General features: G+C 70.1%; 11 protein-coding genes. 3 read left to right on the top strand and 8 right to left on the bottom strand.

Annotated features, from left to right (window positions below; translation table 11 throughout):
- Both CH341_RS06985 and CH341_RS06980 read right to left on the bottom strand, forming a co-directional pair.
- On the bottom strand, positions 1-2,257 hold a 2,257-nt coding region (locus CH341_RS06985), incomplete at its 3' end, for a Tex family protein (protein WP_111418315.1).
- A 130-nt stretch (positions 2,258-2,387) separates the two neighbouring features.
- A complete protein-coding gene (locus CH341_RS06980; RefSeq protein WP_111418314.1) occupies positions 2,388-3,140 on the bottom strand; it encodes an SDR family NAD(P)-dependent oxidoreductase in 753 nt (250 codons plus the stop codon).
- A 279-nt stretch (positions 3,141-3,419) separates the two neighbouring features.
- Between CH341_RS06980 and CH341_RS06975 the strand changes: the two genes are divergently transcribed.
- Both CH341_RS06975 and CH341_RS06970 read left to right on the top strand, forming a co-directional pair.
- Positions 3,420-3,917: a DNA-binding transcriptional response regulator gene (locus tag CH341_RS06975; protein WP_170149508.1), complete on the top strand. Its 498-nt coding sequence runs from the start codon at positions 3,420-3,422 to the stop codon at positions 3,915-3,917.
- Positions 3,918-3,950: 33 nt separating this feature from the next.
- Positions 3,951-4,997, top strand: coding sequence for an AI-2E family transporter (locus tag CH341_RS06970; RefSeq protein ID WP_245430919.1), 1,047 nt, complete (start codon positions 3,951-3,953; stop codon positions 4,995-4,997).
- 18 nt (positions 4,998-5,015) lie between these two features.
- Here the strand turns inward: CH341_RS06970 and CH341_RS06965 are convergent, their stop codons facing one another.
- Positions 5,016-6,758, bottom strand: a complete 1,743-nt coding sequence (locus tag CH341_RS06965) for a metallophosphoesterase family protein (protein ID WP_111418312.1) — start codon at positions 6,756-6,758, stop codon at positions 5,016-5,018.
- A gap of 171 nt (positions 6,759-6,929) precedes the next feature.
- On the opposite strand from CH341_RS06965, the gene CH341_RS06960 reads away from it, so the two are divergent.
- On the top strand, positions 6,930-8,033 hold the full coding sequence (locus CH341_RS06960) for an alkene reductase (RefSeq protein WP_111418316.1): 1,104 nt from the start codon (positions 6,930-6,932) through the stop codon (positions 8,031-8,033).
- 68 nt (positions 8,034-8,101) lie between these two features.
- Here the strand turns inward: CH341_RS06960 and CH341_RS06955 are convergent, their stop codons facing one another.
- The 5 genes from CH341_RS06955 to CH341_RS06935 all read right to left on the bottom strand — a co-directional run bounded on the left by CH341_RS06955 (position 8,102) and on the right by CH341_RS06935 (position 13,877).
- Positions 8,102-8,926 carry an ABC transporter permease gene (locus CH341_RS06955; RefSeq protein ID WP_111418311.1) on the bottom strand — a complete coding sequence of 275 codons (825 nt, stop codon included), beginning with the start codon at positions 8,924-8,926 and terminating at the stop codon, positions 8,102-8,104.
- 26 nt (positions 8,927-8,952) lie between these two features.
- Positions 8,953-9,732, bottom strand: coding sequence for an ABC transporter ATP-binding protein (locus CH341_RS06950; RefSeq protein ID WP_111418310.1), 780 nt, complete (start codon positions 9,730-9,732; stop codon positions 8,953-8,955).
- Between the two features lie 84 nt (positions 9,733-9,816).
- On the bottom strand, positions 9,817-10,806 hold the full coding sequence (locus CH341_RS06945; protein WP_111418309.1) for an ABC transporter substrate-binding protein: 990 nt from the start codon (positions 10,804-10,806) through the stop codon (positions 9,817-9,819).
- 28 nt (positions 10,807-10,834) lie between these two features.
- Positions 10,835-12,520 carry a UbiD family decarboxylase gene (locus CH341_RS06940; RefSeq protein ID WP_111418308.1) on the bottom strand — a complete coding sequence of 562 codons (1,686 nt, stop codon included), beginning with the start codon at positions 12,518-12,520 and terminating at the stop codon, positions 10,835-10,837.
- Positions 12,513-13,877 (bottom strand): amidase, encoded by a 1,365-nt coding sequence (locus tag CH341_RS06935; RefSeq protein ID WP_111418307.1) that lies wholly within the window; start codon positions 13,875-13,877, stop codon positions 12,513-12,515. The genes CH341_RS06940 and CH341_RS06935 overlap by 8 nt, the downstream gene beginning before the upstream one ends.
- Between the last annotated feature and the right edge of the window lie 3 nt (positions 13,878-13,880).

Here is a 13,880-nt window from a genome sequence, read left to right as displayed (position 1 = left end):
CGCGGCCTTGCGGCCGCGTCGCGTTGCGCACGTCTCGGGCGCTTGCCCCGCCCGAGCGGCCGGCGCCGGACCGCTGATCCTGGCCGGGCTGGTCGTCCAGCCGCATGGTCAGCGCGATGCGCTTGCGCGGCTTGTCGACCTCCAGCACCTTCACGCGCACGATATCGCCGGGCTTCGCCACCTCGCGCGGGTCCTTCACGAAGGTCTTCGACATCGCCGAGACGTGGACCAGCCCGTCCTGGTGCACGCCGATGTCGACGAAGGCGCCGAACGCCGCGACATTGGTGACGACGCCTTCGAGGATCATGCCGGGTTTCAGGTCGTCCAGCGTCTCGACCCCGTCCTGGAAGGTGGCGGTCTTGAACGCCGGCCGCGGATCGCGGCCCGGCTTCTCCAGCTCCTTGAGAATGTCCGTCACGGTCGGCAGGCCGAAGGTCTCGTCGACCAGGCTCTTCGGCGTCACGCTGCGCAGCGCCGCGCTGTTGCCGATGATCCCCTTGATGTCGCTCTTGGTCGCCTCGAGGATGCGCCGCACCACCGGATAGGCCTCCGGGTGTACGCCGGAGGCGTCGAGCGGATCGTCGCCGTTCGGAATGCGAAGAAAGCCGGCACACTGCTCGAACGCCTTGGGCCCGAGCCGCGGCACCTCCTTGAGCGCTTTCCGCGACGGGAAGGGGCCGTGCGAGTCGCGATGCAGGACGATGTTCTGCGCCAGGCCGGAGCCGATGCCCGACACGCGGGCGAGCAGCGGCGCCGAGGCGGTGTTCACGTCGACGCCGACGGCGTTCACGCAGTCCTCGACCACCGCGTCGAGCGAGCGCGACAGCTTCGACTCGCTCAGGTCGTGCTGGTACTGGCCGACGCCGATCGACTTCGGATCGATCTTGACCAGCTCCGCCAGCGGATCCTGCAGGCGGCGCGCGATCGAGACGGCGCCCCGCAACGTCACGTCGAGCCCGGGCAGCTCCTCCGACGCATAGGCCGAGGCCGAGTAGACCGAAGCGCCGGCCTCCGACACCACGATCTTGGAGAGCTTCAGCTCGGGATGCTTCTTGATCAACTCGGCCGCGAGCTTGTCGGTCTCGCGCGAAGCGGTGCCGTTGCCGATCGCGATCAGCTCCACCTTGTGGGCCCGGGCGAGCGCGGCCAGTGTCGCGATGGAGGCGTCCCAGCGGCGCTGCGGCTCGTGCGGGAAGATGGCGTCGGTCGCCACCACCTTGCCGGTCGCATCGACCACCGCGACCTTGACGCCGGTGCGGAAGCCGGGATCGAGGCCCATGGTGGCGCGCGTGCCGGCCGGCGCGGCAAGCAGGAGGTCGCGCAGGTTGGCGGCGAACACCCGCACCGCCTCCTCCTCGGCCGCCGTCCACAGGCGCAGCCGCAGGTCGATGGTGAGGTGCACGAAAATCTTGGTGCGCCACGCCCAGCGCGCCGTCTCGACCAGCCAGCGGTCGGCCGGCCGGCCGCGATCGGCGATCGCGAAGCGGTGCATGATCTTCAGCTCGTAGGGGCTCGGGCCGGTCGCGCCGGGCTCCTCGCCCTCGATCCGTACGTCGAGCATCTCCTCGCGCTCGCCGCGGAACATCGCCAGGATGCGGTGGGACGGCAGCTTCACCAGCGGCTCGGAGAAGTCGAAATAGTCGGAGAATTTAGCGCCGGCCTCGGCCTTGCCGTCGCGCACCTTGGAGACCAGCTTGCCGCTCGTCCACAGCGCCTCGCGCAGCGATCCGATCAGGTCGGCGTCCTCGGCGAAGCGCTCGACCAGAATGGCGCGCGCCCCTTCGAGCGCCGCGGCCGCGTCGGCGACGTTCTTGTCGGGATTCACGAACTCGGCGGCCAGCGCCTGCGGGTCGTTCTGCGGATCGGCCAGCAGCCGCTCGGCCAGCGGCGCCAAGCCCGCCTCGCGGGCGATCTCGGCCTTGGTACGGCGCTTCGGCTTGAACGGCAGATAGATGTCTTCCAGACGCGCCTTGGAGTCCGCCGCCATGATCTGGGCTTCGAGGGCGTCGTCGAGCTTGCCCTGGCTCTTGACCGACTCGAGGATCGCGGCACGGCGCTCCTCCAGCTCGCGCAGATAGCGCAGCCGCTCCTCCAGGGTGCGGAGCTGGGAGTCGTCGAGCGCCCCGGTCGCCTCCTTACGGTAGCGGGCGACGAACGGGACGGTGGCGCCACCGTCGAGCAGCTCGACGGCCGCCTGGACCTGCTGCTCCCTGACCCCGAGCTCGTCCGCGATGCGCCGATTGATGGATACGGTCACGCCTGTCCTCCCGGCCTGGTCCCGGCGGGGCGGTCGCGGGGACCACGACGCCGGGGGCTGGGGTATGCCGGACGCGGGGACGATTCCGCAACCCCCCGGGTGGAGGGGCCGGCCCGGGGTGGCAAACCCGTCACACGGCCGTGTAGCCGCCGTCGATCAGCAGATCCGAGCCGGTCATGAAGGAGGATTCGTCGCTGGCCAGGAAAACGGCGCCGGTCGCGACCTCGTCCGGCGCCCCGAGCCGGCCCAGGAGCGTGTGGTGCGAGGCGCGCGCCGCTTCGACCGTGGCGAAATTCTTGAGGTAGCGTCCGGTCTCCACCGGCCCCGGCGACAAGGTATTGACCCGGATGTTCTGGGCCGAGTGATCCACGGCCATCGCCTTGGCGAGCTGCACCAGCGCACCCTTGGCGGCGCAATACCAGGGCCGGCCGGGACGGGCGACGCGGGCCTGCTGCGAGGCCACCAGGATGATGCTGCCGCCCCCGCCCCGCTCCATCACCGGGATGGCGTGCTTGGACAGCAGGAAGGACGAGTCGAGATTGACCGCGAAGGTTCGCCGCCAGTCGGCGAGCGACAGCGTGGTCAGCGGCGCCAGCGGCAGGTCGAACACGGCGTTGGAGACCACCACGTCGAGGCGGCCGAAGTCGGCGACGGCGCGCGCCACCGCGGCCTCGGAGGTCTCCTCCTCCGCCACGTCGGCGACGAGCGGGACGATCCGGCCGCCATCCGCCCGCACGGCCGCGACGATGCCGTCAAGCGGCTCGGCCGCGATGTCGATCGCCACCACGGCGGCTCCTTCGGCGGCGAACTGACGCGTGATGGCGCCGCCGATGCCGCCGCCCGCCCCGGTGACGATGGCGACCTTTCCGTGCAGTCGATCCATGGCAGTTTCCTCGTTTTTTGCTTTCGCTCCGGCCCTCTTACACGCTGGGCCGAGCTCCGCGGTAGCGCTGCCGCCGCAAGGCCTGCCCCGCAATTTTGCCGGGAGAATGCGGCGTCCCGCCGCGGCCCTCGAACGATCCCGCGCGGCCGACCACCTTGACGGGTGGGCGGGGTATTAACTCCTTTTCAGCGAACCCTATGCATGATCGGTCGTCGAGCGGTCCGGCCGGGATAGTCGTCGCGGATGGCACGCGCCAATAGGGCTACCAGGAGACGACGGGTGGCGACCAGTTCGAGCGCGCTTCGGCCGAAGCCTTCGCCGCTGCCGTGGCGACGCGGCCTGCTCGTGCTCGACGACGATCCCACTCTGCGCCGGACCGTTTGCGCGATCGCCGATCGTGCCGGCTGGGCGGCGATCGGTGCGGCGACCTATGTGGACGGCAAGGCGCTGCTCGGAAGCGAGAATTTCGACTGCATCCTCACCGATGTCGTGGTCGAGGACATCCCGGTCGCCGGTTTCCTGCGCGCGCTCGCCAATATCCGCTACGCGGCCCCGATCCTGCTCACCGGCGCGGGCAACCACGCGGTGCGAACCGCCGCCGCGGATTTCGCCTTCGGGCTCGGTCTCAACGCCTGCTATCCTGTCGCCAAGCCGATCGCAGCCTCCGGTCTCGAAGGTCGGCTGACGCGGATCGGCGAACGCCTGGAGGGCGGCATCACCGGATGCTGCTTCCGCGACTGCTTCTGGCGCAAGCTCCCCGGCGCACCCGACGCCTGAGCCCGACCACCCCGACCGGCCGAGCGAGGCACCATGACGATCCATCGCGGACATCTGACCATGCTGGCCGTGTGCACCACCGTGCTGGTGCTCATCGCGCTCTATTACGGCCGCGTCATCCTGGCGCCCGTCGTGTTCGCGCTGTTCGTCGTCGCGGTCGTCTGGCCCGTGCAGGCCGCCCTGCAGGCCCGCCTGCCCAGGCTGGTGGCGCTCCTGATCACGGTCGTCGCCGTCGCGGTCGTACTGACCGGCCTCGCCACCCTGATCGGCTGGGGCTTCGGCCGTGCCGCGCGCTGGCTGATCGCCGACACGGCGCGCTTCCAGGCCATGTATCAGCAGGCGACCGCATGGCTCGAAGGTCACGGTTTCGTGGTGACCGGCGTGTTCAGCGACTTCTTCAGCGTGAGCTGGATGGTGCGCACCATCCAGGGGATCGCCACGCGGCTGCAGAGCGTCGCGAGCTTCTCCGTGGTGGCGCTGGTGTTCCTGATCCTCGGCCTGCTCGAGGTCGAGGACACGGCCCGCAAGCTGCGTCGGATCGGTTCACCGCAGGCCGGCGAAAAGCTCGTCCGGGCCGGCGCCACGACGGCCGCGAAGCTGCAGAAATACATGCTCGTGCGCACCGTGATGAGCGTGATGACGGGCGCGCTGGTCACCGCCTTCGCTTGGGCGATCGGCCTGCCGCTCGCCGCCGAATGGGGCGTCATCGCCTTCGCGCTCAACTACATCCCGTTCATCGGACCGTTCGTGGCGACGCTGGCGCCGACCCTGTTCGCGCTGGCGCATTTCGAATCCTGGGAGACGATGCTGGCGGTGTTCGCCTGCCTGAACCTGATCCAGTTCGTGGTCGGCAGCTATCTCGAGCCCCGGGTCGCCGGCAGCGCGCTGTCGGTATCGCCGTTCGTGGTGCTGCTCGCCGTGTTCCTGTGGAGCTTCCTGTGGGGCATCGCCGGAGCGTTCATGGGCGTGCCGATCGTGATCGCGATCCTGACCGTGTGCGAGCAGTACGACGGCAGCCGCTGGGTCGCCGCCCTGCTGGCGGGCGAGCCGCCGCCCGATCCAGAGCCGACGCCCGTGTGAGTGCGGCCGCAACTCACCTCACGGCCCGACGCCCGGGATGACGATCCGCTCGGGCGCGAGCATGACCGGCCGCCCGGCCTCGCCGGCCGCCAGCGTGTGGACATAGAAGCAGGTGTCGCGCTCGTCGGTCGCTTCCATGACGGGCGACGGCGCCGACACCACGCGCAGCGCGCCGCAGGTGCCGATCCAATCGATGTGCCGGTGACCGTGCATCACCACGGCGCCGGGCACGCCCCGCTGCAGCCGGCGCACGAACCAGCTTCCGTTGACGAGCGCGGTGCCGATCCGCTCCGAGAGCTGCTTCGCCGGCATCGGATACTCGACCACGTGATGGTGGAGCGCGACGATCCACGATGCCTCGGGATACGCCTCGACGGCGATCTCGACCCTGCGCATCTGCTCGGTCGAGACCAGGCCCAGCGCATTGGTGAAGGAGAAGTGCGAGTCCGCGTTGGAATCGAGCAGCACGACGCCGAGGCCGTCCGGCGTCTCGGGCGGCAGCACCATCGGGAACAGGCGCGCCCACAGATCGCCCACGGCCGTGACCTTGCGGACGGCGCCCGTGTCGGCGAAGGACCGCAGCATCTTTCGATGCGGCGCCAGCGCCTCGTCCAGGGTCGGGCCGAGGGTTTGGGCCGGCAAGTCGACGACGCGCACGCGGCCCCCCTGCACGGCCGCCATGGCGGACAACGCCCGCACCTGGCGGAGACGCTTGCTCGGGCTGAACGGCAGGTCGAGCCGCGCCGGATTGGCGCGATCGACCACGTTGACGTCGTGATTGCCGGGCTGGATCAGCAGGCGCGCGGCGATCGCCGGATAGGGCGCCAGCGCATCGAAGAACTCGGCCCATTCGGCGGAGCGTCCCGCATCGGTGACGTCGCCCGTGATCAGCACGAGATCGAGCGGCGAGGCCGCGTGGATCGCGTCAAGCCGCGCGAACACCCGGTGCAGACGGTCGTTGCCGCGCGGCCCCGACCGGCCGCATTCGATGCGATAGCCCCACCGCTCGCCGACGATGTGGATGTCGGACAGATGCGCGACGCGCCACCGGCGCGGACCGGCTGCGGCATCGCCCGCGGCGAAATGCAGCGTCTTCGGCTGATCCATTGTGGCGTCGGCGACGCCCCACACCAGCGCCGCCGCGGCGAAATAGCCGGCGACCAGAACGGCGCCGTTGGCGACCGCCGTGAGCGCGAGCCGGCCCGGTGCCGCGAGGTCCGCCATGGTGCCGACCCAATGGGTCGACGGCCACAGCCACACGATCAGCAGCACGGCCGGCACGGCGACCACGGCACCGGCGACGGCGGCGGAGACGGCGCGCAGCCGGGCCCGGCGGGCCTGGCCGGCGCCGCGCGCCAGCACGGCCTCCGCGAGATGACGGAACGCCTCGCGTGCGAACGCGTAGAGCGGCTGGACGGCCAGGGAGGCGAGCGCCCAGAAGCTGCCCTCGGCGATACGGAACAGCCGCTGGCCACCGAACCAGCCGATGGCGACCACGGCGGCGAGCACCAGCGCCGACCAGACGCCCGACAGCGCATAGGCCATCTTGGTCGACACGGTGGAGAGCCAGATCGACGACAGCACCGGCGCCACCCCGAGCAGCAGCCCGGGAAGTCCGATCAGAAGGATCCAGGCGACGATCAGCTTCGGGAAGCTGATTTCCGCGAGCAGGCTTCCGGCGAGCGACAGCAGCGAGCGCTGCTTGGTGCTGGAGGCGTCGTCCTCGGCATCGCCCCGCCGCGGGTCGGTGATCGGGTTCATGTGCTGGCCGTGAACGCGCTACTCCGCACGCGCCATTGACGAACGCGTGCACTGCACCCAAGTGAGGTCGGGATGTCGCAGGCCGGCATCCCAGATCGCACAGCGATGGCGTGGCCCGCTCCGCGCGCGTCGTTCGTCATGCAATTTCGACGCGAGTCACGAGGCATCATGATGACCAGTCCCGGACCTTCCGGCAAGCTCTTCCAGCCGTTCCGGCTCGGCGGCATGGACCTTCCCAACCGCATCGTCATGGCCCCGCTGACCCGCAACCGGGCCGCCGCCGGCAATGTCGCCGGGCCGCTCGCCGCCGAATATTATGCGCAGCGCGCGTCGGCCGGCCTGCTGATCACCGAGGCGAGCCAGATCTGTCCGGAAGGACAGGGCTACGAGGCGACGCCGGGCATCCACTCCCCCGAGCAGATCGCCGGCTGGCGCGCCGTGACGGACGCCGTGCATGCCAAGGGTGGCCGCATCGTCATCCAGCTCTGGCACGTGGGTCGCGTCTCGCACGTGTCGCTGCAGCCGGGCGGCCGCCCGCCGGTCGCACCCTCCGCCATCGCGGCGAAGACCAAGACCTGGGCCGGCGGACAGTTCGTCGAGACCTCGACACCGCGCGCGCTGCGCACCGAGGAGCTGCCGGGGATCGTCGGGGCCTACCGAAGCGCTGCGGCCAACGCCATCGCGGCCGGCTTCGACGGCGTCGAGGTCCATGCGGCGAACGGTTATCTGCTCGACCAGTTCCTGCGCGACGGCACCAACAAGCGCACCGACGAGTACGGCGGCTCCCTGGAGAACCGGGTGCGGCTGACCCTCGACGTTCTCGGCGCCGTGATCGACGAGATCGGCCGCGAGCGGACCGGCATCCGCATCTCGCCGGTGAGCCCGGCGAACGACATCGCCGACAGCGATCCCTCGGCGCTGTTCGGGCATCTGGTGGCGCGCATGAACACGCTGGAGCCGGCCTATCTGCACGTCATCGAGGGGGCGACCGGCGGACCGCGCGACAACATCCCGTTCGATTTTGTCGCGCTGCGCCGTGCCTTCAAGGGCGCCTACATGGCCAACAACGGCTACACGCCGGCGCTGGCCGAAGAGGCTGTCGCGGCGGGCCGCGTCGATCTCGTCGCCTTCGGCAAGGCCTTCATCGCCAATCCGGATCTGGTCGAGCGCCTGCGCCGTGGCGCTCCGCTGAACACGCCGGACCAGGCGACCTTCTACGGCGGCGGCGCGAAGGGCTACACGGATTATCCGGTGCTGCAAGGCGAGCCGGCGTAACCGTCTCCTCACGATCGCGACGAAAACGCCGGCATCCCGTTGCCGGCGTTTTCACGTGGTCGGGGTGCTCAGTCGTGCGCCGCCATCTCGGCCTGCCACGGGGCGACCCGCTTCTCGATCGCGCCGACCAGCGCGTTCAGGAGCGTCGCCAGCACCATCAGCACCACGATGGGAACGAACATCCGGGCCGTGTCGAAGGCGTTGGCCGAGTTGATGATGATGCCGCCGAGGCCCGAGATGGCGGTGAAGAACTCGGCGATCACCATGGCGACGACGCCACGGCCGACCGCGAGCTTGAGCCCCGCCATGATGTAGGGCAGCGTCGCCGGCAGCACGATGCGGCGCATGATCACGAAGTCGGAGGCCACGAAGGCCCGCCCGACCTCGATCAGCGACTTCGACACGACCTTCACGCCGAGCCAGGTGTTGATCGCGATCGGGAACACGCACATCAGGAAGATCACGGCGACCTTCACCCAGAAGCCGAGGCCGAGCCAGAGCACGAGCAGCGGCACCAGCGCGACCAGCGGCATCGCATGCGCGCCGGTGACGAAGATGCCGAGCGCCGCCTCGGCGACGCGCGAGCGGCCTAGCACCAGGCCGAGCGGCACGCCGATCACGATCGAGAGCGCATAGGCGAGGACGAAGGGCTGGACGCTCTCCAGCAACGCCTTGCCGAGCTCGCCGCTCTCGATCAGCTCCCAGCCGGCGACCGCGATGGCCGACGGATAGGAGCCGAACACCGGGTTGACGTCGCGCCCGAAGATCTCCCAGGCGAGCACGAATGCCGCGATGGTGGCGCAGGTGATGACCCAGCGCGGCACCGGCCTGCGCTTGGCCCTGCGGCTCACGGCGGCGTCGAGCGACAGATTCTGTCCGGCCAGATCGACCATGGTGATCTCCTCGCGGTCCGGGGACGTCAATGGACCACTGCCGGCGCCTGATGCAGGGCCTGCCAGATGCGGTAGCGGATCGCGCCGAACTCCGGCGAGCTGCGCAGCGCGCCGATGTCGCCGCGCGGCCGCGGCAGCGCGACATCGACGATCTCCTGGAGCTCGCCGTCGCGCATCACCACGACACGGTCGGCGAGCAGCACGGCCTCGTCGAGATCGTGGGTGACGAACAGGATCGTCTTGCCGGTGCGGGCCTGGATGTCGAGCAGCTCGACCTGCAGCGACTCGCGGGTCTGCGCGTCGAGCGCGCCGAACGGCTCGTCCATCAGCAGCACCTTGGGGTCGATCGCCAGCGCGCGCGCGATGCCGACGCGCTGACGCATGCCGCCCGAGAGCTGATGAGGTCGCCGGTTCCAGGAGTCCTTGAGGCCGACGAGCTCGAGATAGCGCATCGCCGTGTCGTGCAGGGCGGCCCCGCGCATGCCCTTCATCTCGAGACCGAACGCGACGTTCTGCAGCGCCGTCAGCCAGGGCAGAAGCTCGGCGTGCTGGAACACCATACCGCGATCATGGCCGCAGCCGTGCACCTCGCGTCCGTCGACCATCACGTGCCCGTGGCTGGCCTGCTCCAGCCCCATCGCGACGCGCAGCGCCGTCGTCTTGCCGCATCCGCTCGGCCCGATCAGGACGGCGACCTCGCCGTCCCGGATGGTGAAGCTGACACGCCGCAGGGCGAACACGGTGTGGGGATTCGATCCACGCGACGTGAACTGCTTGGACACGTCGACCAGGCTCACTTCTCCCATTTTCGCCTCCTCGGAGCCCGCGACGGGGGCTCTCGTTCGCTCCGGGGGGATCGACGGATGCGCGCAGCGCTCCGCCGTCGCGTCTCACTTGCCGAGCAGCTCGAGCGCACGGGCCCGCGGCTTCTCGTCGATCATTGACGGAACCTCGACGGGCTTCGTCAGATTGCCGGTCTTGATCAGCAGGTCGCGCATCCAGGTGAGCTTCTCGACCTGGATCGGCATGGTCGGATCGATCGCCTCGTAGCGCTTCACCTCGTCGTAGACGTGGCCGGGACGCGGATCGTCCGGCTTGGCACCGGTCACCTCCCGGGTGACGGCGATCATCTTGTCGCGATTGTCGAGGGCGTGTCTCCAGGCCGTCATCTCGGCGGCGAGGAAGCGCGCCGCGTCGTCGCCGCGCTGCGCCAGCGTCTTGCCCGAGACGTAGGTGCAGAAGCGAATGTACTCGGGCACCACATCGTGGGCATGGACCAGCAGCTTGACGCCGTACTGTCCGGCGACGGCGACATACTCGGTCGACGCCGCGGAGGCGTCGACGATGCCGGCCGTGACGGCCTTGAAGCGGTCGGCGTCGCTGCCCAGCACGCTGAACTGCACCTCCTTGCCGGTGATGCCGTTCTTCTCCAGCACGGCGCGGGCGAACAGATCCGGCAGTGCGCCCGGGCCCGAGATGGCCATCGTCTTGCCCTTCAGGTCGGCGGCGCTGGCGATGCTCGGCTTGGCGTAGATCGCGTAGGTGAGGCCGGGCCAGTAGCAGCCCGTGATCTTGACGTCGGCGCCGCGCGAGCCGGCGATCAGCGGCGCGCCGGGGCTGCCCTCGTAGCTGTCCAGCTCGCCGGCCAGCAGGGCGCGCAGCGCCAGCGCATCGCCCTTGAACTGGATCATCTGCAGGTCGAGGCCCTGCTTCTCGGCGAAGCCGCCCTTGGCCGCCATGAACACGAAGCCGGCGTCGCTCTTCGCCTCGACGACACCGTGCCGCCACGGCTTCAGCTCGGCCGCGCCCGCTGCGGCCGGAAGCATCGCCATCGCGAGCAGCACGACGCTCCGGAGGGAACAGTTCGTTCGTGAGCTCATGGGATCTCCTCGCTTGCGCAACCGGACGTCAGCCGTGTCCGTGGTCGGGGGTCGGCGCGACGGGCGCGTTCATCGCCACGTCGCTGCGGCGGAGTTTTGCAAGCTCCGTACCAACCGCGAAGTAATCGCTCTGCACGGCGAGCCTGGCCTGGCGCGCCAGCGCCTCCGGCCAGTGCCCCAGCTCGTAGCCGTGCCACGGCGCCTCCGGCTCGAGCGCCGGCAGGCCGAGACGCTCCCAGATCGCCCTCGCGTTCTCCATGAACTCGCGACGGGGCAGCGCGACCGGTGCGAAGACACCTTTCAGCAGCGCGTTGATCAGCACCGACGCGCTTTCGCCCGCGTCGCGCGGGCCTTTCGGGCCGTGGCCCGGATCCTTGTGATCGAGCACGCGCAGATCGTGCTGCGGCTGACAGCGGTAGGACATGGCCCAGAACAGCGCGTCGGCGTTCTCCGGATCGATGTCCTCGTCGACCGCGACGATCCACTTTCCGGCGAAGCGGTGCAGGGTCGAGGCGCCGTAGAGGGCGCGCCACACCTCGGTCTCCGGCACCCCGCGCTCGAACTGGATCGCCAACACTGCATACAAACTGGTCAGCGGCTCGTGCATCGCGACGCGTTTGACGCCGCGGATCGACAGGGCGGTCCTCAGGTGATGGAGGAACATCGGCTCCATCGCGGCCTTGCGGATCACGCTGGATTCGCTCGGCGTCACCTGGCTGATGAAGGAGGTGAGGATCGGGTTGCGGCGGCGCGTGATCGCCGTCACCTCCATATAGGCGTTGTACTCCTGCAGATTGACGTAGCCGTGCGATTCGCCGAACGGCGCCTCGGGCTCCAGCATGTCGGTGGCGATGAAGCCTTCGATCACGTACTCGGCCTCGGCCGGAACCAGGAGGTCGACCGTCCGGGCACGCGTCACGTTGATCGGGCTGCCGACCAGGGCGCCCGCCACCGCCAGCTCGTCGAGATGCTCGGGCATCTTCTGCACCGAGGCGTAGGACACGGCGGGCGGGCAGCCGACCACCACGGCGCAGGGCATCGGCTCGCCGCGCGCCTTGTATTTCAGCCAGTGCGCGTAGATGCCGGCGCGCAGCTCGACCGACGGGTTCATGCCGAGGCACCGCGGCCCCTTGAGCTGGCCGCGATAGTTGCCGACGTTCTGCACGCCGGTGTCGGGATCCTTGGTGATGTAGTGCCCGGCCGACAGATAGGGCGCGTTGTCGAATCCCGGCGTCGAGATCGGCACCGGCAGACCGTCGAGCGAATGCCCGTCGCGATCGAGATCCGCCCCCGTCACCACGATCTCCTGGCACGGAGCGGTCTCGACGAGGGTCGGCGGGATCGGCGTGGCGATGGCGGCGACCCAGGTGCGGCCGATCTCCTCGAGCGGCCGTCCGAAGCCGATGCGATACACCTCCGGATTGGCGGCGAGCCCCGCGACCAGCACGGCGCCGTCGTAGCGGCGCCCCTTGGAATCGGTCGGCTGGGTGAACAGGAAGGCCTTGCGGTCGGGCTCGGAGATGCCGCCGCGATACTGCCACCGCACCAGCGGGTGCATCTCGGTGTCTTTGTTGATCGGCTCGTCGACCACGACCAGCAGGCCGGCGCGGGCGAGCGCCAACAGATGGTCGTGCAGATCCGGATAGGCGCGCGGCAGCCCCGCATCCTCGATCCAGCGCGACAGCGCCGGGTGCAGCGCCGGCGGCTCACGCATCGGCGTGCCCGAGCGCGTCGCTCAGCCAGGCCGAGATCGCGAAGCTGTCGGCGTCGCCATCGACGAAGCCCAGCACCTGGAGCCCCATCGGCAGCCCCGCCTCCTGGAAAAGCGGCACCGAGAGGGCCGGCACGCCGAGCAGCGATCCCGGAACGACGCAGATCGGGTTCCCAGTCGGCCGCAGGCCCACCGGCGCGGCGCTCGGCGCCGGCAGCGCGATGCAGGCGTCGCAATCGGCGGCGAGCGCCGTGTAGAGGGCGCGCACCCGATTGCGCTCGGCGAGCGCCGCCCGATAGCCGTCGAGCCCGATGGTCGCCGCCTCGTCCAGCCGGTCGCGGCAGGACTGGCTCAGCTTCTCGGCGTCGCGGGCGCGATAATCCTTGTAGGGCCAGATCGACTCGAAGGCGTTGATGCGGTTCGAGAGCGGCCAGGCGTCGACGATGCCCTGCTCGACCGCCTCGACCCGTGGGTCGGTGCGCCGCGTCACCACGGCGAGGCCCTGGCGGGCGAGCCGCTCGGCGGCGTCGTGCAGCACCGCCTTCGCGGCGTCGGTCGCGACCGCCCAGCCGGCCGTCTCCAGCACGGCGACGCGGGCCGGCTTCTTGGGCGCCGGCATTTTCAGCGGGCCGAACAGGCCCTCGAAGCCGGGATCGCCGCCGACCCGGACGGCCATCTCGATCATCACCTGCCAGGCATCGGTGAGCGACGCCGCCAGCACGCCGGTGGCGCTCTGGCTCAGATAGTCGTGGCTGCCGCCGCGATTGATCGCGCCGACCGTCGGCTTGAAGCCGACGCAGCCGCAATAGCTCGCCGGCCGCACGATCGAGCCGATCACCTGGGTGCCGAGCGCGGCGCTAACCGACCCGGTGGCGACCGCGGCGGCGGAGCCGCTGCTCGATCCGCCGGGCGTGCGCGTCGTGTCCCAGGGATTGCGGGTGCCGCGCGGCTCGGTGGCGGCGAACTCGGTCGTCACCGTCTTGCCCACCACCACGGCGCCGGCGTCGCACAGCGCCAGCACGGACGCCGCGTTGCGGCCCGCCTGCCAGCCGTCGAAGATCGGCGAGCCCATCTGGGTCGGCAGGTCGAACGTGTCGATGATGTCCTTGATACCGACCGGCATGCCGTCGATGGTCGAGAGCGGCCGGCCGGCACGCCAGCGCTCCGACGAGGCGTCGGCCGCCGCCCGCGCGCCCGCGACATCGGTGGTGACATAGGCCCCGATCGCGGGTTCCCAGGCCTCGAGCCGTTCCAGGCACCGCTCCAGGAACTTGCGCGGCGTGTCGCTTCCATCCTTGAACGCGTCGGAGGCGGAGCAGAAAGGTGCGGCGGTCGGCCGGCCGGGAGTGTCGTTTGCCATCGG

The organism is Rhodoplanes roseus (assembly GCF_003258865.1).
In the GTDB taxonomy this organism is placed as follows: Bacteria; Pseudomonadota; Alphaproteobacteria; order Rhizobiales; family Xanthobacteraceae; genus Rhodoplanes; species Rhodoplanes roseus.
This window is presented reverse-complemented; position numbering and strand designations above follow the sequence as displayed.

What these genes read in the sequence shown, in the direction of transcription:
- CH341_RS06980 (WP_111418314.1), bottom strand. Translation starts at nt 3,140, where the DNA reads ATGGATCGACTGCACGGAAAGGTCGCCATCGTCACCGGGGCGGGCGGC.
- CH341_RS06970 (WP_245430919.1), top strand. Translation starts at nt 3,951, where the DNA reads ATGACGATCCATCGCGGACATCTGACCATGCTGGCCGTGTGCACCACC.
- CH341_RS06965 (WP_111418312.1), bottom strand. Translation starts at nt 6,758, where the DNA reads ATGAACCCGATCACCGACCCGCGGCGGGGCGATGCCGAGGACGACGCC.
- CH341_RS06960 (WP_111418316.1), top strand. Translation starts at nt 6,930, where the DNA reads ATGACCAGTCCCGGACCTTCCGGCAAGCTCTTCCAGCCGTTCCGGCTC.
- CH341_RS06955 (WP_111418311.1), bottom strand. Translation starts at nt 8,926, where the DNA reads ATGGTCGATCTGGCCGGACAGAATCTGTCGCTCGACGCCGCCGTGAGC.
- CH341_RS06950 (WP_111418310.1), bottom strand. Translation starts at nt 9,732, where the DNA reads ATGGGAGAAGTGAGCCTGGTCGACGTGTCCAAGCAGTTCACGTCGCGT.
- CH341_RS06945 (WP_111418309.1), bottom strand. Translation starts at nt 10,806, where the DNA reads ATGAGCTCACGAACGAACTGTTCCCTCCGGAGCGTCGTGCTGCTCGCG.
- CH341_RS06940 (WP_111418308.1), bottom strand. Translation starts at nt 12,520, where the DNA reads ATGCGTGAGCCGCCGGCGCTGCACCCGGCGCTGTCGCGCTGGATCGAG.
- CH341_RS06935 (WP_111418307.1), bottom strand. Translation starts at nt 13,877, where the DNA reads ATGGCAAACGACACTCCCGGCCGGCCGACCGCCGCACCTTTCTGCTCC.